The sequence below is a fragment of the Mesorhizobium sp. B283B1A genome (assembly GCF_020165735.1).
GTDB lineage: Bacteria > Pseudomonadota > Alphaproteobacteria > Rhizobiales > Rhizobiaceae > Mesorhizobium > Mesorhizobium opportunistum.
Genome location: NZ_JAIUIQ010000003.1, coordinates 123520 through 143168 on the forward strand (window position 1 = coordinate 123520; position 19649 = coordinate 143168).

General features: G+C 63.7%; 15 protein-coding genes. 9 read left to right on the top strand and 6 right to left on the bottom strand.

Annotation, left to right across the window (positions count from 1 at the left end; all coding sequences use genetic code 11):
• Positions 1-586: 586 nt before the first annotated feature.
• Entirely contained in the window at positions 587-928 is a 342-nt protein-coding gene (locus LB577_RS03210; protein WP_013897228.1) for a hypothetical protein, read from the top strand.
• Positions 929-1025: 97 nt separating this feature from the next.
• Here the strand turns inward: LB577_RS03210 and ggt are convergent, their stop codons facing one another.
• From ggt to LB577_RS03225, 3 genes are all read right to left on the bottom strand, one after another.
• Positions 1026-2762, bottom strand: a complete 1737-nt coding sequence (gene ggt / locus LB577_RS03215) for a gamma-glutamyltransferase (RefSeq protein ID WP_224685528.1) — start codon at positions 2760-2762, stop codon at positions 1026-1028.
• Positions 2763-3057: 295 nt separating this feature from the next.
• A complete protein-coding gene (gene rhaI / locus LB577_RS03220; RefSeq protein ID WP_224685529.1) occupies positions 3058-4350 on the bottom strand; it encodes an L-rhamnose catabolism isomerase in 1293 nt (430 codons plus the stop codon).
• 94 nt (positions 4351-4444) lie between these two features.
• Entirely contained in the window at positions 4445-6547 is a 2103-nt protein-coding gene (locus LB577_RS03225) for a bifunctional rhamnulose-1-phosphate aldolase/short-chain dehydrogenase (RefSeq protein ID WP_224685530.1), read from the bottom strand.
• Between the two features lie 184 nt (positions 6548-6731).
• On the opposite strand from LB577_RS03225, the gene LB577_RS03230 reads away from it, so the two are divergent.
• The 7 genes from LB577_RS03230 (at position 6732) to LB577_RS03260 (ending at position 13916) form a co-directional block, all read left to right on the top strand.
• On the top strand, positions 6732-7535 hold the full coding sequence (locus LB577_RS03230; protein ID WP_224685531.1) for a DeoR/GlpR family DNA-binding transcription regulator: 804 nt from the start codon (positions 6732-6734) through the stop codon (positions 7533-7535).
• Positions 7536-7590: 55 nt separating this feature from the next.
• Positions 7591-8586 (top strand): rhamnose ABC transporter substrate-binding protein, encoded by a 996-nt coding sequence (gene rhaS / locus LB577_RS03235; protein WP_023769316.1) that lies wholly within the window; start codon positions 7591-7593, stop codon positions 8584-8586.
• Between the two features lie 117 nt (positions 8587-8703).
• On the top strand, positions 8704-10260 hold the full coding sequence (locus tag LB577_RS03240) for a sugar ABC transporter ATP-binding protein (protein ID WP_224685532.1): 1557 nt from the start codon (positions 8704-8706) through the stop codon (positions 10258-10260).
• Complete coding sequence (locus tag LB577_RS03245; protein WP_224685533.1) at positions 10257-11234, top strand: ABC transporter permease; 978 nt, start codon at positions 10257-10259, stop codon at positions 11232-11234. Before LB577_RS03240 ends, LB577_RS03245 begins: the two co-directional genes overlap by 4 nt.
• Positions 11231-12226 (top strand): ABC transporter permease, encoded by a 996-nt coding sequence (locus tag LB577_RS03250; protein WP_224685534.1) that lies wholly within the window; start codon positions 11231-11233, stop codon positions 12224-12226. The genes LB577_RS03245 and LB577_RS03250 overlap by 4 nt, the downstream gene beginning before the upstream one ends.
• Positions 12226-12543, top strand: coding sequence for an L-rhamnose mutarotase (gene rhaM, locus LB577_RS03255; protein ID WP_224685535.1), 318 nt, complete (start codon positions 12226-12228; stop codon positions 12541-12543). The genes LB577_RS03250 and rhaM overlap by 1 nt, the downstream gene beginning before the upstream one ends.
• Positions 12540-13916, top strand: a complete 1377-nt coding sequence (locus LB577_RS03260; protein ID WP_224685536.1) for an FGGY-family carbohydrate kinase — start codon at positions 12540-12542, stop codon at positions 13914-13916. Before rhaM ends, LB577_RS03260 begins: the two co-directional genes overlap by 4 nt.
• Here LB577_RS03260 and LB577_RS03265 read toward each other — a convergent pair whose 3' ends face one another.
• The 3 genes from LB577_RS03265 to galE form a co-directional block, all read right to left on the bottom strand.
• Positions 13917-15743, bottom strand: coding sequence for an alanine racemase (locus tag LB577_RS03265; RefSeq protein ID WP_224685537.1), 1827 nt, complete (start codon positions 15741-15743; stop codon positions 13917-13919). It abuts the gene before it with no gap.
• Positions 15744-15745: 2 nt separating this feature from the next.
• A complete protein-coding gene (locus tag LB577_RS03270) occupies positions 15746-16996 on the bottom strand; it encodes a D-amino acid dehydrogenase (protein WP_224685538.1) in 1251 nt (416 codons plus the stop codon).
• Between the two features lie 99 nt (positions 16997-17095).
• Positions 17096-18091: a UDP-glucose 4-epimerase GalE gene (galE, locus tag LB577_RS03275; protein WP_224685539.1), complete on the bottom strand. Its 996-nt coding sequence runs from the start codon at positions 18089-18091 to the stop codon at positions 17096-17098.
• A 277-nt stretch (positions 18092-18368) separates the two neighbouring features.
• Between galE and hemA the strand changes: the two genes are divergently transcribed.
• The gene (gene hemA, locus LB577_RS03280) at positions 18369-19646 is read left to right on the top strand and encodes a 5-aminolevulinate synthase (protein WP_224685540.1); all 1278 of its coding nucleotides are present in this window, start codon (positions 18369-18371) and stop codon (positions 19644-19646) included.
• Positions 19647-19649: the final 3 nt, after the last annotated feature.

Consider the following 19649-nt stretch of genomic DNA (forward strand, 5'->3'; position numbering starts at 1 on the left):
AGGCAGGCGTTCGGCAGCGGCGATATTCCCTTGCCGCACCGCGAACGCCGCCTGCACAGCTCGGTTGACGTCACAGGCAGGATCGACATGTGGCTTTTCACCGGCGTGCATTGCGTCAGCCGGCCGAACCATGGTTGCGGCCAAAGGCAGCACGAACAGCGCAAGTGCGCCGCGCCGGGTCATCCGACCGCAGGGGCGATCGGCTGCCTTGCCCAGCCGGTTATCCTGATCTGCTTTCAACGTGCGATGCCTGTCTGCGGACCCTGGCCTAGAGCGACCAATGCCGGTTGACTGTGAAACATGACCTTCATAGCCAAGATTTAAGATGCTCAGGAGGCCACCATTCCGGCGACAGACCCGGCGCTGCGACTCGCGGCCGCAGTCGCGAAGAGCGGAAAACGAATTCGTCCCTGGCATTGCCCAACGCGGGCGCTAATTGCCAGATCGTCAAGTCATGTGCCCGAAAAGACAGTGACGAGCGCCGCTGGAACGTGTTGAAGATGGCATTCAGCACCTAGGGGGACATACGATCGGGTTGCGCTCGGCAAGTGTTGATGGTTTGTTGCCGGTCAGCGGAGAACGAGTGATGCGAGAATCCTTAGGTCAAGACGAGTATGGGTCGGCCAACCCTTTCGATCCGGACGACCTGCCAAATCTGAACGCGATCGGGCCGGGGATCGGTAACAACGATTTCGAGAAATACGCGGTCGCCGTGATCATCGTGTTCGGCGCCCTGATCATTGGCGGGCTGATGGCCGCATCGATGACCTTCGGCCACCGCAACGGCTTCCTTTTCGCGCTGGGCGGCGCCACATCGGCGTGGATCTCCGGAAACGCGCTTCTGCTCGACCGGCCGCGCATCTACGCGCTGTTCGTCGCCATCGCCGCCCTGATGTTGATCGCATCGACCATCACGCTGGTGACCTGACGGCGGTTACTTGACGGCCGGGGCCGGGCCGCAAACCAGAGCGCAAACCCGAAATGCGAACCCGGTTTCGTCCGGGACGGGACAGGCCGCGGGCCTGTCAATATCCCAGCGCCTCGCCTGACACGGCACGGCTGTCGATGGCGCCATTATAGCGCGCGCCGCCGCCCTTCTCGATTTCCGCCAGGCTCTTGCCGCCAACGAGAATGCCGGCGGCCTGGCCCCAGGTCTTGTCGCTCAGATCGAGGTGATAGCCCATGCCGGCCAGCAACCTTTCGGTGTCGGGCGAAAGGCCGAATGGTTCGATGTAAACCGTGTCGGGCAGCCACTGGTGGTGGATGCGCGGCGCGTCGATCGCCTCCTGGATGTTCATCCCGTGGTCGATGACGTTGACGATCGCTTCCAGCGTGATGGTGATGATGCGCGAGCCGCCCGGGCTGCCGATGACCATGAACGGCTTGCCGTCCCTCGCGACGATGGTCGGGCTCATCGATGACAGCGGCGTCTTCTTCGGCTGGATCGCATTGGCCTCGCCCTGGACCAGCCCATAAAGGTTGGGCACGCCGGGCTTCTGGGTGAAATCGTCCATCTCGTTGTTGAGCAGGATGCCGGTGCCGTCGGCGACGACGCCGGCGCCGAACGAGCCGTTCAGCGTGTAGGTCACTGCGACCGCATTGCCGTCATTGTCGATGATGGAATAATGCGTCGTCTCCTTCGACTCGCCAAAGCCCTTCGGCATCAGATCCTGCGAGACGCCGGCGCGGAACGGATCGATCTTGTCGCGGATGTCCTTGGCGTAAGCCTTGTCGAGAAGCTTGGTGACCGGGTTGTCGACGAAATCAGGATCGCCAAGTGCCGAATTGCGGTCGACATAGGCGTGGCGCATGGCCTCGACCATGACATGAACCGTCTCGGCCGAGCCGGCGCCGAGATAGGACAGCGGATAGCCCTCCAGCACGTTGAGGATCTCGCAGATGATGACACCGCCCGAGCTTGGCGGCGGCGAGGATGTGATCTCATAGCCGCGATAGCTGCACGTCACCGGTTTGAGTTCGCGCACCGCATATTGCTCGAAATCTGGTTTGGCCAGGATGCCGCCCTTGGCGCCGCTTGCCTTGACGATGGCGTCGGCGATGGCGCCTTTGTAGAATGCATCAGGACCTTTGTCGGAAATCGCCGAGAGCGAGGCCGCAAGATCAGGCTGGACCAGCCGCTCGCCGATGCCATAGGGCTTGCCATCGGGCTTCAGGAAAATGGCGGCCGCGGCGGGATCCTTGGCCAGCCGCTGCGCATTGCCGGCAAGGGACGCGGCATCGCCCTGGTTGAGGACGAAGCCGTCCTTGGCATAGGTGATCGCCGGCGCCATCAGGTCTTGCCGGGACAGCGTCCCATATTTTTCACGCGCCATCTCGAAGCCGGCCACCGAGCCCGGCACGCCAACGGCGAGGTAGCCATCGAGGCTCGCGCCCTTCACCGGTTTGCCGTCCTTGTCGAGATACATGGTCTTGGTCGCCGCCAGCGGCGCGCGCTCGCGGAAATCGAGGAAGGTCGATTTGCCGTCCTTGAAGCGGATGGTCATGAACCCGCCGCCGCCGATGTTGCCGGCATTCGGGTAGACAACGGCGAGCGCATAGCCGACAGCGACCGCCGCATCGACGGCATTGCCGCCCTTCTTCAACACCTCGACGCCGACTTCGGATGCCAGGTGCTGGGCCGTCACCACCATGCCGTGTTCGCCCTTCGCCGGTGCGGGTGACGCGGCGAAAGCCGCCACCGACTGAAGGGTAAGCATCAACGATAGACCGACGGCGATCAGCATTCTGCGGGTGAGCGGCATGGCGTGCCTCCGGGAGCGTGAGGGGTGCGCCTAGAAGAGCCTCTTGGGGTGGGTTAGTCCAGCCAATAATAACGGGTGGCGATCCTTCACACCCCCCTCTGTCCTGCCGGACATCTCCCGCAAGGGGGGAGATCGGTTGTTGTCCCTGCTTTCGCCAATCTCCGTGTTGCAGGAAGAGCGCCGCCGATGAAGCGGCCAATCTCCCCCCTTGCGGGGGAGATGCCCGGCAGGGCAGAGTGGGGTGCTCAAGTGCTGTCCTCGCCCCTGTCGGATCGACTGAAACGTCGAATATGGGCTATACTATCCCGCCGCTCCCGCCGGCGATCGGCGGACGCTCTCCCGCGACCTTGGCGCGGTAGCCTGCCGCTCGGTAGGCGGCGACGGGATCGATGGCGCCGCCGGTCTTCAGCCGCGCCATGGCGAGGATCGGCTCGACGTCGGTGCGGTAGGCCGCTTTCAGCGTCTGCGTCGCCATCAGCGCGTCATTGGCCTCCTGGAAGCCTTCGAGCGCCTTGCGGTCGACCAGCAGCGCCTGCGCATAGGCGCGCTGCACCTCGACCGCCGACAGCATCAAGCTTTCGATCGGATCGGTGACGTTGTGGCTCTGGTCGAGCATATGGGCGGGGTCGAAACCTTCGGCGCCGGAGATCTCGGCATCGACCAGTTCGTTGAAGACCAGGAACAGCCGGTAGGGGTCGATCGAACCGGCATCGAGATCGTCGTCGCCATATTTGGAATCGTTGAAGTGGAAGCCGCCGAGTTTCCGGAACTGGATCAGCCGCGACACGATCATCTCGATGTTGACGTTGGGCGCGTGGTGGCCAAGGTCGACCAGGCAGAAGGCCTTGTCGCCCAGCTCCCTGGCGATGATGTAGTTGGTGCCCCAGTCCTGCACGACGGTGGAATAGAAGGCCGGCTCGTACATCTTGTGTTCGCTGAACAGCTTCCAGTCCGCCGGCAGCCCGGCATAGATTTGCTTCATGGCGTCGAGATAGCGCTCGAACGCTTTGGCGAAATTCACCTGGCCCGGGAAGTTCGAGCCGTCGCCGATCCACACCGTCAGCGCCTTGGAGCCCAGCGTCCTGCCGATCTCGATGCATTCGAGATTGTGCTCGACCGCCTGCCGGCGGGTGCCGGCATCGGCATGCGACAGCGAGCCGAATTTGTAGGACAGCTTCTGGTCCCTGGCATCCGAGAAGGTGTTGGAGTTCATGGCGTCGAAGCCGAGACCGAAGCGTGAGGCCGCCTGCTTCAGCCGGTTCGGGTCGGCCTTGTCCCACGGAATGTGCAAAGAGACGGTCGGCGTCGCCTGTGTCAATTGCTGGATGACGGCGCAATCCTCGATCTTGTCGAAGATGTCGCGCGGTTCGCCGGCACCGGGAAAACGGGCAAAGCGCGTGCCGCCAGTGCCGACACCCCAGGAAGGGATGGCCACGGCGAATTTCTCGACCTTGTCGCGGATGGCGTCGATGGCGATGCCGCGACGATCAAGACGTTCGCCAAGCGAGGCGTAGTCACGCTCGAGGTTGGCTTTGCGCGCGGCGTTGTCCTTTTCGACGATTTCGGCGGAGATGATGGTTTCGGACAACTGCTATTCCTCCCAAAATGCGTTCCGTCAGCGCTGCCCCTCATCCGGCCCTTCGGGCCACCTTCTCCCCGTGAACGGGGAGAAGGAAGAAGGCCTAACGCGTAAAGCTCTGCGCGTTGCCGGCGTCGACGTTGACGATGTTGCCGGTCGACTTGGCCGACATGTCGGAAGCGAAGAAGTAGATCGCTTCGGCGATGTCTTCGGGAAACACCGAACGCTTCAGCATCGAGCGCGAGCGGTAGTGCTCTTCCAGATCGTCGGTCGACATCTTGTAGGCGGCGGCGCGCTGTTCCTTCCACTCGCCGGTCCAGATCTTCGAGCCACGCAGCACCGCATCCGGGTTGACGACGTTGACCCTGATCTGGGCTTCCGCGCCTTCCAGCGCGAGACACCTGGCGAGATGGATTTCGGCCGCCTTGGCAGTGCAATAAGCGGCGGCGTTGGGCGATGCGGCAAGGCCGTTCTTGGAGGCGACGAAGACGACGTTGCCGCCGATCTTCTGCACCCTGAACAGCCGGAACGCTTCCCGCGAGACCAGGAAATAGCCGGTCGACAGGATGTCCATGTTCTTATTCCACAGCGCCAGCGTGGTTTGCTCGATCGGCGCCGAGGAGGCCAGCCCCGCATTCGACACCAGAATGTCGATGCCGCCGAACTCGACCGCTGTCTCGGCAAAGCCCGCGACGACCTGGTCCTCCGAGGTGACGTTGATCACCACGGGCCGGACGAAATCCTTGCCGTAGGCCTTGGCCAGTTCCTCATTGGCGCTGGCGAGCGCAGCCTCGTCGATGTCGGCCAGCACCACGCAGGCGCCTTCGCGCAGCAGGCGGTTGGCCGTTGCCCGGCCAATGCCGCCGGCGCCGCCGGTGACCAGCGCGATCTGGCCGGCGAGCGACTTCGGTCTGGGCATGCGCTGCAGCTTCAGATCCTCGAGCAGCCAGTATTCGATGTCGAAGGCTTCCTGCGCTGGCAAGCCGACATAGGAGGAGACGGTCGACGCGCCGCGCATGACGTTGATGGCGTTGACGTAGAATTCGCCCGAGATGCGCGCGGTGGCCTTGTCGCCGGCGAAGGTGAACATGCCGACGCCGGGCATCAGGTAGACGACGGCGTTGGGATCGCGGATGGCGGGCGAGTCCGCATGCTTGCAGCTGTCGTAATAGGCCTGGTAGCCGACACGATAAGCGGCAATGTCGTCGGCGAGGCGGGCGATGACGGCATCGACATCGGGCTTGGCCGGATCGAACTCGATGACCAGCGGGCGGATCTTGGTGCGCAGGAAGTGGTCCGGGCACGAGGTGCCAAGTGCGGCCAGCGAGCGCAAATCCCTGGAGTTGACGAATTCGAGCACGGCGGGTTGGTCGTCGAAATGGCCGAGCTTGTGGCTCTTCTCCGAGATCAGGCCGCGGATTTTCGGCATCAGTTTCGCCGCGATGGCGCGGCGTGCGGCGGCGTCGAGCGACTTCACCGCTTCGCCGCCGAATATGGCGAGGCCCTCGGAGCGGCGCTCGAACCACTCGATCGCCTGATTGATCACCGAGATCGTCGTTTCGTAGCATTCCTTGGGTGTGTCGCCCCAGGTGAACAGGCCGTGGCTTTCCAGGATCACGCCTTTGGCCTCGGGGTGTTCAACGCAGAATTTCTCCAGCCACAGGCCGAGTTCGAAGCCCGGCCGCTTCCATGGCAACCAGCCGATGGCGTCGCCGAATATCTCTTTCGTCAGCGCCTTGGAATCCTTCGCGGCGGCAATGGCGATGATGGCATCGGGATGCATGTGGTCGACAAAAGGCTTCGGCACATAGGCGTGAAGCGGCGTGTCGATCGAGGCCGCGCGCGGATTGAGATTGAACGTGCAGTGCGGCAGGAAGCCGACCATCTCGTCTTCATGCTCGACGCCGCGATAAAGGCTTTTGAGCGCGCGCAACTTGTCCATGTAGAGCGTGGCGAAGCCATCGAGCTTGATCGAGGCGCTGTCGCCGCCGGAGCCCTTGACCCAGAGCACCTCGACGGTCTCGCCGCTGAGCGGATCCTTCTGCCAGATCTTGGAGGAGGTGTTGCCGCCGCCATAGTTGGTGACGCGCTTGTCGGAGCCGAGCGTGTTCGAGCGATAGACCAGAAGCTCGGGATCGCTCATCCCCTCGGCTTTCGCATCATCCCACAGATTGGCCAGGCGCGAGCCGGAGCGCTTGTCGAGCATAGGTATCCTCCCTGGGACGCAAAAGGGCGCAGTCCATTTTGCCGGGAATGTCTACGCAAGCAGGCCGATTGTCAATCATAAACGATCAAGATCGATCATATTGCACTGCACAATGAAATTATATGATCGGAAATGATTGACACTGCTCGTTTTGAGTGCCTAGATGGCCAGGCAGGGAGGAACCATGCACGAAAAAGAGCGCCACAGGATCATTCTGTCCGCCGTCCAGGAAAAGCCTGTGGTGACGGTGCAGGAGATGGTCGACCTGACGGAGTCCTCCGAGGCGACGATCCGGCGCGATATCGCGGCACTGCATGTCCAGAAGCGGCTGCGGCGAGTGCGCGGCGGCGCCGAGGCAATCTCGCCGCCGCAGTTCATCGGGCTCGCCGGCCGGCCCTTTTCCGTGAACGAAACGATCAACGCTTCGCAGAAGCGGGCGATTGCGCGTGAAGCGGTCGAATTGTGCGGGGATGGCGAGCCGATCATCATCAATGGTGGCACCACGACGTTCCAGATGGTGCATTTCCTGACCGGCCGCCGCATGCCGATCTTCACCAATTCATTCCCGATCGCCGAGCATCTGCTCAAGCATTCCAAGAACACGGTGATGCTGTCCGGCGGCACGATCTACCGCGAGCAGAACATCATCCTGTCGCCCTTCGACAATGACGTGACGCGCAATTTCTACGCGCGCCGCATGTTCATGGGTGCTCAAGGGTTGGGGCCGCTCGGCCTGATGGAAGGCGATCCGCTGTTGATCCAGGCGGAGCAGAAGCTGATCGACCAGGCCGACGAGCTGGTGGTGCTGGTCGACTCCTCGAAATTCCGCAAGCGCTCCAGCCTGATCCTGTGCGGCCTGTCGCGCATCGCCACGGTCATCACCGACGACGGCATCGAGGATCGCGAAGCCAAGATGTTGGAGACCGCGGGCGTGACGCTGATCGTCGCCCGCAAATCGACAAAGGAAGAATCTTCGCTGCAGGCCTGAGACCAACTCACGCCGGCAGCGGCGATGGAATGCAACGCTCAAGGGAGGAAATTCGATGAGCTTTCTGAAGAAATTGATGGTTACGGCGGCGTTTTCCGCCGCCATGTTCGTGAATGCCGCCTACGCCGAGAACGTCAAGATCGCGCTGGTGGTGAAGTCGCTCGGCAACGGCTTCTTCGATGCCGCCAACAAGGGCGCCGAAGAGGCGGCCAAGGAACTCGGCGATGTCGACATCATCTACACCGGCCCGACCAAAGCGACCGCCGAAGCGCAGATCGAAGTGGTCAATTCGCTGATCGCGCAGAAGGTCAACGCCATCGCGATTTCCGCAAACGACGCCGACGCGCTGGTGCCGGTGCTGAAGAAGGCCATGGAGCGCGGCATCACCGTCATCTCCTGGGATTCGGGCGTCGCCAAGGAAGGCCGCCAGCTTCACCTCAACCCCTCCGATACCGGCCTGATCGGTGAGACCATCATCAAGCTTGCCGCCGACTATCTGCCGGAAGGCGGCGACGTCGCCATCCTGTCGGCCTCCTCGACCGCGACCAACCAGAACGCCTGGATCGACGCGGCCAAGAAAATCCTTCCGGAGAAATTCCCGAAGATCAAACTGGTCGCCACCGTCTATGGCGATGACGATTCGGCCAAGAGCACCGACGAAGCAAAGGGGCTGTTGAAGTCCTATCCGAACCTCAAGGCGATCATCGCGCCGACCACCGTCGGCGTCGTCGCCGCCGCCCAGGTCGTCACCGACGCGAACCTGATCGGCAAGGTCAACGTCACCGGCCTCGCGCTGCCGTCCGAGTTCAAGAAGTTCATCGACAACGGCGCCAGCCAGGCGGTGGCTCTCTGGAACCCGATCGACCTCGGCTACTCCGCCGTCTACCTCGCCCATGACCTGGCGGTGAAGAAGGAGGAGGCCAAGCCCGGTGCGACGCTGTCGATCGGCCGCGTCGGCAAGGTCACGCTCGACGACTCGAACTCGGCTGCGATGGCTCCGCCCTTCCAGTTCGACAAGTCCAACATCGAGAAGTTCTCCAAGATCTATTGATCTCGGACGCTCGCACCACCCTCCCCCTTGTGGGGAGGGTCGGCGAGCTGGCTTCGCGAAGCGATGCAGGCGAGACGGGGTGGGGGTGGCGACATCTCCATGCACCAGGACCTTGATATGCTAGTAGACCCCCACCCCGCTCACATTGGGATCGACCCTCCCCACAAGGAGGAGGGTAAGGCAGCCCCACGCCTCACGCTGTCCGGCATCTCCAAGAGCTTTCCCGGCGTGCGGGCGCTGCACAATGTCAGCCTGTCGCTCTATCCTGGCCAGGTGACAGCGCTCATCGGCGAGAATGGCGCCGGAAAGTCGACGCTGGTCAAGATCATGACCGGCATCTACCAGCCCGACGCGGGCACGATCAGCATAGATGGCCAGCCGGTCACCTTGCCCAGCGCGCATGCGGCCTTCGGCCATGGCGTCACCGCCATCCATCAGGAAACGGTGCTGTTCGACGATCTGAGCGTTGCCGAAAACATCTTTCTCGGCCACGCTCCGCGCACGCGATTTGGCACCATCGACTGGCGTACGATGCGCAAGAATGCGCGCGAAGTGCTCGATGCCATGCATGCCGGCCATATCGACGCCGATGCAAGATTGAAGGATCTCGGCATCGCCAACAAGCATCTGGTCGCCGTGGCGCGGGCCATGTCGATCGACGCGCAGATCGTCATCATGGACGAGCCGACCGCCGCGCTCTCGATGAAGGAGATCGAGGAGCTGTTTTTGCTCATCGAGTTTCTCAAGGAACAAGGCAAGGCGATCCTGTTCATCAGCCACAAGTTCGACGAGATCTATCGGATCGCCGACCGCTACACGGTGTTCCGCGACGGCGAGATGGTCGGCGAAGGCCTGATCAGGGATGCCGCCCAGAGCCAGATCGTGCGCATGATGGTCGGCCGTTCGGTCGATCACATCTTTCCGCAGCGCAAGGCCCAGATCGGCGCGCCCGTGCTCACCGTCTCCGGGCTTTCGCATCCGACCGAATTCAACGACATCGGCTTCGAACTGCACAAGGGCGAAATCCTCGGCTTCTACGGCCTTGTCGGCGCCGGGCGCAGCGAGGTGATGCAGGCGATTTCAGGCATCACCCGCATTTCGAGCGGCACCATCACGCTGGACGGCAAGGCGATCGCGCCGAAATCCGCGGCGGATTCGATCGAGGCCGGCATCGTCTATGTGCCGGAGGAGCGCGGCAAGCAAGGCGTGGTGATCGGCCTGCCGATCTTCCAGAACGTCTCGCTGCCTTCACTCAAGCGCACCTCCAAATCCGGCCTGCTGCGGCTGGCGGAAGAGTTTTCGCTCGCCCGCTCCTACACTGAACGGCTCGACCTCCGTGCCTCCTCGCTCAGCCAGGATGTCGGCACGCTGTCGGGCGGCAACCAGCAGAAGATCGTCATCGCCAAATGGCTGGCGACCGCGCCCAAGGTCATCATCCTGGACGAGCCGACCAAAGGCATCGACATCGGCTCCAAGGCCGCGGTGCACGGCTTCATGGCCGAGTTGGTGGCGCAAGGCCTGTCGGTGATCATGGTATCGTCGGAGCTTCCCGAAATCCTCGGCATGTCGGACCGCGTCGTCGTCATGCGCGAAGGGCTGGTCGCGGCGGTCTACGACAACAAGGAACTGGACGCCGAGACGCTGGTCCGGACGGCAGCGGGGATCGCGGCATGAAGGCTTTGTTGAAATACCGCGAAATCTGGCTGGCTGCGGCGATCGTCGTTTTGATCGGGCTGATCTCGACGCGCTTCCCGGCCTTTGCCGATCCCGGCAATCTGCGCCAGGTGTTCAACGACACCTCGATCCTGATGATCCTGGCGCTCGGCCAGATGGTGGTCATCCTGACCCGATCGATCGACCTGTCGATGGCGTCGAACCTCTGCTTCACCGGCATGGTGGTGGCGATGCTCAACGCCGCGCATCCGGCGATCCCGATCCCGCTGCTGATCGTCATCGCGCTGGCCGTCGGGCTGGTGCTTGGCGCCATCAACGGTCTGCTGGTGTGGCGGCTGAACATCCCCTCGATCGTGGTGACCTTGGGCACGCTGACCATCTATCGCGGCGCCACGTTCGTCCTGTCCGGCGGCGCCTGGGTCAATGCCGACAAGATGAGCCCCGAATTCATCGGCTTCCAGCGTGCGGCCTTCATCGGCATACCGGTGCTGTCCTGGATCGCTATCCTGGTCATCGCGCTGTTCTTCGTTGTGATGACGCGCACCGCGCTCGGCCGCTCGATCTACGCCATCGGCGTCAACCCGACGGCGTCGGTCTATGCCGGCATCGATGTCGGCCGCACGAAATTCATCGTCTTCTGCATCTCCGGCATGGTCGGCGGGCTATCCGGTTATCTCTGGATCTCGCGCTATGTGATTGCCTCGGTCGAGGTCGCCAACGGCTATGAGCTCAACATCATCGCTGCCTGCGTCATCGGCGGCATTTCGATAGCCGGCGGCATCGGCTCGGTCGGTGGGGCGGTGCTCGGCGCGTTGTTCCTCGGCATCATCTCCAACGCATTGCCGGTCATCAACATCTCGCCCTTCTGGCAGATGGCGATCTCGGGCAGCGCCATCATCCTGGCTGTCGTGCTCAACGCGCGCGGCGAACGCCAGCCGGGCCGCATCATCCTGAGAAAGGCGGAGGCAATATGAGCGACGTCCCTGCCGCGCGCCACATTCCCGACCGGCTCGACAAGCCGTTCCGTTCGGCGATCTTTTCGTGGGAAGCGCTGCTGGTCGTGGTGGCGGTCGCCATCTTCGCCATCAACAGCTTCGCCTCGCCCTATTTCCTCGACCCCTATTCGCTCTCGGACCTGACCTTCAACTTCACCGAGAAGGGGCTGATCGCCTTTGCCATGGCGCTGCTGATCATTTCGGGCGAAATCGACCTGTCGGTGGCGGCGATCATCGCGCTGGCCTCGACCATGATGGGCATGGCGGTGCAGGCCGGTGCCGGAACGCCTGTGCTGGTGCTGATCGGCATCGTCGTCGGGCTCGGCTGCGGCGCCTTCAACGGGCTGCTGGTGACAAGGCTCGGCCTGCCCTCGATCGTCGTCACCATCGGCACGATGAGCTTGTTTCGCGGCATCGCCTTCATCATCCTCGGCGACCAGGCCTACAAGGGCTATCCCGAGAGTTTTGCCTTCTTCGGCCAGGGCTATGTCTGGTGGGTGGTGTCGTTCGAACTGGTGCTCTTCCTCATCGCCGCCGTCATCTACTGGTTCCTGCTGCATCGCACGAGCTTCGGCCGCCGCGTCTTTGCGATCGGCAACAATCCGGTCGCCGCGCAGTTTTCCGGCGTGCGCGTCGGCCGCATCAAATTCACCCTGTTCTGCCTGACCGGACTGATGGCGGGCATTGCCTCGGTGCTGATCACTTCGCGGCTCGGCTCGACAAGGCCGTCGATCGCGCAGGGCTATGAACTCGAAGTCATCACCATGGTGGTGCTTGGCGGCGTCAGCATCCTGGGCGGCGCCGGCAGCATCCTGGGCGTCGTGCTCGCCGCCTTCATCATGGGACTGGTGACCTTCGGGCTCGGCCTGCTCAACGTGCCCGGCATCGTCATGTCGATCTTCATCGGCCTGCTGCTGATTATCGTCATCGCGCTGCCGATCGTGTGGCGGCGGCTGCGCGGGGGACGCTGATGCCTGAGAAATACGCGTTCAAGATGAAGCTCAGGCCCGGCATGAAGGCCGAGTACCAGAAGCGCCACGACGAAATCTGGCCGTCGCTGGTCGCGCTGTTGAAGCAGGCCGGCGTCTCCGACTATTCGATTCACCTCGACGAGGAGACCAACATCCTGTTCGGCGTGCTGTGGCGGCGTGACGACCACGGCATGGACGATTTGCCCGGGCATCCGGTGATGCAGCGCTGGTGGGCTGATATGGCCGACCTCATGGAGACCAAGCCGGACAATGAACCGGTGGCGGTGCCGCTGGAAACCGTGTTCCATATGGCATGAGTGCGATGCGCCACATCGCCGTGATCGACATCGGCAAGACCAACGCCAAGGTGGCGCTGGTCGATCTCGCAACGCTGAGCGAGGTGGCACTGCGCCGCGCGGCGAATGCCCCGGTGTGCCAGGCGCCCTATCCGCATCACGATGTCGAAGCGCTGTGGGCGTTCATCCTCGACAGCCTGGCAAGCCTCAACCGCGAACAGCGCATCGACGCCATCTCCATCACCACCCATGGCGCGACCGGCGTGCTGGTCGATGCCGCGGGCGAACTGGTGCTGCCTGTGCTCGACTATGAGTTCGATGGCCCCGACAGGCTGGCGGCGGACTATGACGTTGTTCGCCCGCCGTTCGCCGAGACCGGCACGCCGCGCCTGCCGCTCGGCCTCAATCTCGGCGCGCAATTCTTCTGGCAGCAGAAAGGCTTCCCGGCCGAATTCGCAAAAGCCGCCGCCATGCTGATGTATCCGCAATACTGGGCCTTGCGGCTGACCGGCATCGCCGCCAACGAGGTGACCTCGCTCGGCTGCCACACCGATCTGTGGAGCCCGTGGAAATCGGATTTTTCGTCGCTGGTCGACAGAATGGGTTGGCGCGGGTTGATGGCGCCGATGCGGCCGGCCAGGGACCGTCTCGGCCCGATCCTGCCCGCGCTTGCGGCGCGAACCGGGCTCGATCCGCAAACGCCTGTTTTTTGCGGCCTGCACGATTCCAACGCATCGCTGCTGCCGCACCTTCTATCCGACGCGCCACCGTTTTCGGTTGTCTCGACCGGCACCTGGGTGGTGTCGATGGCGGTCGACGGCAAACAGGTCACGCTCGACCCGGCGCGCGACACGCTGGTCAATGTCAACGCGCTCGGCGATCCGGTTCCCTCGGCCCGCTTCATGGGCGGGCGCGAATTTTCGTTGTTGACGGAAGGCCAGCCGGAGAACTGGACCGAGGAAGATGTCGACGCCGTGCTGGCGCGAAGGACGTTGCTGCTGCCGTCGACCCAGCAGGGGTCGGGGCCGTTCCCACATCAGGCGGCGGCATGGCTTGATGCCGACGACATGAACAGTGGCCAGCGCTTCGCCGCCATCTCGTTCTATCTGGCGCTGATGACGGCGACCTGCCTCGACCTGATCGGCGCTGAAGGCCCGACCACCGTCGAGGGGCCCTTCGCCCGCAACCGGCTGTTTGTCGGCATGCTGGCGGCGGTCACGGGGCGCACCGTCATTGCCTCGGAGGCCGCCACCGGCACCAGCATCGGCGCGGCGTTGCTGGCAACGAAACAGGTGACAGCGCACGGCAAAGGCGAGCGAGTTGAACCGCCGACCAGCGCGGCCTGGGCCGGCTATGTCAATGCCTGGCGCGCGGCGGTCGAAGCGCGGGGATGATCATAGGATCCGCTTGCCGAAGGCCGACATGACGAAGTTGACCAGGTCGGCACCGATCCTGGGCTCCAGACCTGCCGTCAGGCCTGAAACGTCCATGGACAGCAACTTGCCGGACACCGCGATTGCCTCCATCGCCTGGTGCGTCTCGCGCACGGTCAATCCGCCGGAACCGGCCGCCCAGCCGGCAAACTCGGTCACCGTGGGCGAATAGCTGACATGAAAACCTTGCGTTCCCGAGGTGGCGATGCGGATCGCCTCGTGCATCAGGTCGCGCATGCCCATGGCATCGATGTCGGTCATGGTGAAGGCCGAGACGCGCGAATCCTTCAGCACCCGCGCCTCGGCCGGATCGGCATGGCGCAGGCCAATGATGACGACATTTTCCGGCGACAGCTGCGGCTGCATCGCACCCGCCTTGTGGTCGAGGCCGAGCGCACGCGCCAGCACCGAGCCCTCCGGCAGGTCGATCCCCTCTTCGTCCTCGGGCATCAAGGCAGCGACCGAGTCGATCCAGATAAGGCCAAAGGAATGCGTCGCGCGCGCCGTCGCGGTCAGCGCCTTGTGCGCAACGCGGCGGTCGGCGCCGGCGGCGAGCCGGATCAGCCCCGAGGGCGGCCGCTCGATGTCGGCGAGCTCGACGACGTCGAAACTGATCGCTTCCAGCCGCGCGCCAGTGCCTTCCCGGGCCAGGATGCCGGCGGCTTCCCGTTCCGCCGAGATCGACACCATCTTGCGGCCGGAAAAATCCTCGACGTCGTGCATCGGGGCCTTTTCGACATATTCCGAAGTCATCGCCAAAAGCATGGCGCCATAGCTCATGCGGAAGGCGACCCGGTCGCCGACGGTGGGGCGCGGATCGGCGTCCTGCACATCCAGCAGCAGATGATCGCTCGAAGCGCCGAGCACCCGTATTCCCTTGGCGATCGGCGTCAGGCCCTCGACCAGCACATCCTCGCGGCCGATATTGGCGATGGCGCGCAGCCTGTCGCCCTCATCGGGGAAAACAGGCTGGTTGCCGAAGGCGTCATAGCCGGACGATCCGATCGGCCGCGACGGCTTGAGCTTGACCTCGATGATGTCGCTGGTGAGCCGGCAGGCATCGGGCTCGAGTTCAGCCCATGGCACGTCGCGGAAGGTCTCGATGCCGCCCTGCAGGATCGCCTCGCCGACCCTGAGATTATTGATGCCAGCGGGCAGCTTGCCGTCAAGCAGCAGTTGCAGCGACGACGAGGCGCCGCCCGAGATCCAGTCGAGACTTTTGCCGGACAGGCGCTCGGTCTTGTAGGCATGGGAGACGAGCTGTCCGAGGTTTTCCGGCGTCGGCATGATGGCGCCGAAACAGCCGAGATTGGTGCCGATGCCGGCAATGCGCACGCCCTTGAATTGCAGGATCTGCTCCACCGTCGGGATAAGGTCGTTCGGCCAGATGCCTTCCCGTAGATCGCCGAGATCGATCATCAGCATGATGTCGTGGATACGGCCCATGCGCTCGGCGATGCGCGATATCTCGCGGATAGTGGCGAGTTCCGACTGCAGGCTGATGTCGACGGTGCGCACCACCTCCTCGACACGCGCCATCGGCGGGCTGCGCAAGAGCATGATCGGCGCGTTGATGCCGCTGTCGCGCAGCCGGCGGATATTTTCGAAGCGCGATTCAGCGATGCCGGCAACGCCGCCCCGCAGCATGGCGCGCGCCACTTGCGGCATGCCGCAGGTGCCCTTGGTGACGCCGAAAACCTTGATGTTGGACAGCGCGCAGCGGTCGACGATGGTGCGGGCGTTGCGCTCGATGCGGCCAAGGTCGATGGCGACTTGCGGTCCCGACATCTCTAGCCCCTGTAAACCAGCCCTTGCGGGTCGATCTCCGGCTTGCGGCCGGCGACCAGGTCGGCAAGGAATTTTCCCGAGCCGCAGGCCATGGTCCAGCCGACATGGCCGTGGCCGGTGTCAAGGTAGAGGTTTTTGTAGCGCGCCTGGCCGATGACCGGCACGGAGTTCGGCATCATTGGCCTGAGGCCTGCCCAGAGTTCGGCCTTCTTCTCGTCGAAGGCGCCGGGGAACAGATCCTTGCCGGTCCTGAACATGGTGGCGAAGTCGCTGGGTTTGTGGGTGCGGTCGAAGCCGGTGAATTCGGCGGTCGAAGCCAATCGCAACCGATTGCCAAGGCGCGAATACGCCATCAGCTGATCCTCGTCGGCGCCGCCCATGGTCGGCCCCTTGCTCTCGTCTTCCAGAGGAATGGTCGCGGTATAGCCCTTCACCGGGTAGACCGGCAGGTCGATGCCGTAACGGCGGCCGAGCAGACCACTTTCCGGTCCCATAGAGATGACCACGGCATCGCCAGCAATCGGTCCAGCCGAGGTCATCACCGCGCGCACCCGGTCGCCCTCGATGTCCAGCCCCTCGACCGCGGTGCCATAGAGAAATTTCACGCCAAGCTTCTCGGCGGCATGAGCGGCGAGTTTTTCGACGAACTGGCGGGAATCGCCGGTCTGGTCGATCGGCGAATAGACGCCGCCGGCGATCTTTTCCTTCACGCCGGCAAGACCCGGTTCAAGCTCCACCAGCCGCTCGCGGCCGACGATCTCGATCGGCAGGCCATGCTCGGCGAGATAGCGGTAATTGTTGGTGCCGGTGTCGAGACTGTGCTGCGAGCGGAAGAAATAGAGGATGCCCTTCTTGCGCTCGTCGTAGCCGATGCCCGTTTCGGCGGAGATGGCGTTGATGCAATCCCTGGAATAGAGCGCCAGGCGCAGCTTGACCTGGCTGTTGGCGCGCAGGCGCGCCACGGTGCATTGGCGCAGGAAGCGCAGGCTCCAGGCAAGGAAATAGGGATCGAAGCGCAACCGCACCTTGATGCCGAGATCGTGGTTGTAGAGCGCGCGCAGGAACGTCTTCAGCGCCGCCGGCGAGGCCCAGGCGGTGGCGTCGCCCGGCGACACCAGGCCGGCATTCGACTGGCTGGTGCCGCGCGCCGGCGCCGCGTGGCGCTCGATCACGGTGACCTCGTGGCCATCGCCGGCCAGGTAATAGGCCGCCGCCGTACCGACAACGCCGGCTCCGAGCACCGTTATCTTCATGCCATCTCCCAAGCTCGACACGGTGCAGCGCTTCCGCGCCCTCCGCGAATGCCTTCCATAGCGCTTCGCCGGGTGGCTTGCGAGCCCTTGGGGAGTGACTCAGCCGCGCGAGGAGTTCTTGCCGGTCAGGATGCGTTCCCAGGCGAGCGCGTCGGCAACGATCTGGTCGAGATCGTCGCGCTGCGGTGTCCAGCCGAGTTCAGCCCGGGCGAGATCCGAATTGGCAACCACCGCCGCGGCGTCACCGGGGCGGCGGTCGCCCATCTTCACCTCGAAGTCATGGCCGAAGGCACGGCGCACGCTGTCGATGACCTCGAGCACCGAATAGCCATGGCTGTAGCCGCAATTGGCGACGAGGCTCTTGCCCCCGGCGCGCAGCCGCTGCAAGGCCAGGCGATGCGCCGCCGCCAGATCGCTGACATGGATATAGTCACGCATGCAGGTGCCGTCCGGTGTCGGATAATCGGTGCCGAACACCTGCATGAAGGGCCGCTTGCCGAGCGCGGTCTCGCAGGCGACCTTGATCAGGTGGGTGGCGCCGGGCGTCGACTGGCCGGTGCGGCCCTTGGGATCAGCGCCGGCGACGTTGAAGTAGCGCAGCGCGGTATAGCGGATGTCGTGCGCGAGGCTGGCATCGCGCAGCATCCATTCGCTCATCAGCTTGGACAGGCCATAGGGCGATTCCGGCGCCAGGCGGGCATCCTCGCGCACCGGCTCCAGTCCGGCGCCGCCATAGACGGCGGCGGTCGAGGAAAAGATGAAATTGGGAACGCCTTCGCGCACCGCGGTTTCGATCAGCGTGCGCGTCTTCGAAGTGTTGTTCTCGTAATAGGCGAGCGGGTCGGAAACAGATTCCGGGACGACGATGGAGCCGGCGAAATGGATAATGGCGTCGACCTTGTTGTCCCTGATGATCGAACCGACCAACTCCTTGTCCGCGACATCGCCGACGACCAGCTTTGCCTCCGGCGCCACCGCCCATTCGAAGCCGGTGGACAGACGGTCGAGAACGACCACGCTGTCGCCGGCATCCAGCAATTCCCAGACCATATGGCTGCCGATATAGCCGGCGCCGCCTGTCACCAAAACCGCCATCCCAAGTCCTCGCTTACCCAAGATTTATCGGAAACTGTCTCAACAACCGCCTTACTGGAAAGCCTGGCGGATGGCCATTAGTACCCTAGGTAACCGGCGTTCACTTGATGTGGCATCGAGCTGAAACAAAAGTGATCCAAAGGGGTACCGTGGAGGGAATAGGCCACGATCCGGGATCGTTAGGAACAGGTGCGGGGCGTGGCATTTTGACCAAAGCGGCCCGGTGGACGGCCAAAAGGGCAATGACTATGATCCCGCGCAAAATTGGGAAGCCGACATGAACTACCAGCGGTTCTTCGAAGAAGCGATCGACCAGCTCCATGCCGAGCGGCGTTATCGCATCTTCGCCGATCTCGAGCGCATCGCGGGCAAGTTTCCGCGCGCCATATGGCGTTCCAACGGCCGCGCCGAGGAAATCACCGTCTGGTGCTCCAACGATTATCTCGGCATGGGCCAGCATCCCGACGTCATCGCCGCGTTCCAGGACGCGGCCGGCAAGATGGGCTCGGGCGCCGGCGGCACCCGCAACATTTCCGGCACCTCGAACCCGCTGGTCGAGCTCGAGCACGAGCTTGCCGACCTGCACGGCAAGGAAGCAGGCCTGGTCTTCACCTCCGGCTTCGTCTCCAACGAAGCCTCGATCTCGACCATCGCCCGGCTTTTGCCCAACTGCCTGATCATCTCGGACGAGCTGAACCACGCCTCGATGATCGAGGGCGTGCGGCGTTCGGGCGCCGAAAAGAAGATCTTCCGCCACAATGACGTCGCGCATCTGGAAAGCCTGCTGCAGGCGGCCGGCCGCGAACGCGCCAAGCTGATCGTCTTCGAAAGCGTCTATTCGATGGATGGCGACATCGCGCCGATCAAAGAGATCGTCGAACTGGCCGAACGCCATAACGCCATGACCTATATCGACGAGGTCCACGCGGTCGGCATGTACGGGCCGCGCGGCGGCGGCATCACCGAGCGCGAGGGCCTGGCCGACCGCATCGACATCATCGAAGGGACGCTGGCCAAGGCGTTCGGCACGCTGGGAGGCTATATCACCGGCACCAGTGCGGTGATCGACGCGGTGCGCTCCTATGCACCGGGCTTCATCTTCACCACGGCGCTGCCGCCGGCGATCGCCGCCGCGGCCACCACTTCGATCCGCCATCTCAAGCGCTCGCAGGCCGAGCGCGACGCCCAGCAGCAGCAGGCGAGCCGCACCAAGCAGATCCTGGCGGCCGCCGGCCTGCCGGTGATGGAATCGCCGACCCATATCGTGCCGCTGCTGGTCGGTGACCCCGAACTGTGCAAGATGGCCAGCGACCGCCTGCTTGGCGTGCACGGCATCTACATCCAGCCGATCAACTATCCGACCGTGCCGCGTGGCACGGAACGGCTGCGCATCACGCCGACGCCGTTCCATTCGGATGAGTTGATCGCGGGACTGCAGGATGCGCTGGTCGAGACCTGGGATGCGCTGGGCATTCCCTATGGTTCCGCCGGCCGGCCTTCTGTCACCAAGAGCGACCGGATCGTGCCGCTGCTGGTGCCCAAGTCAGGCGGCTGAAAG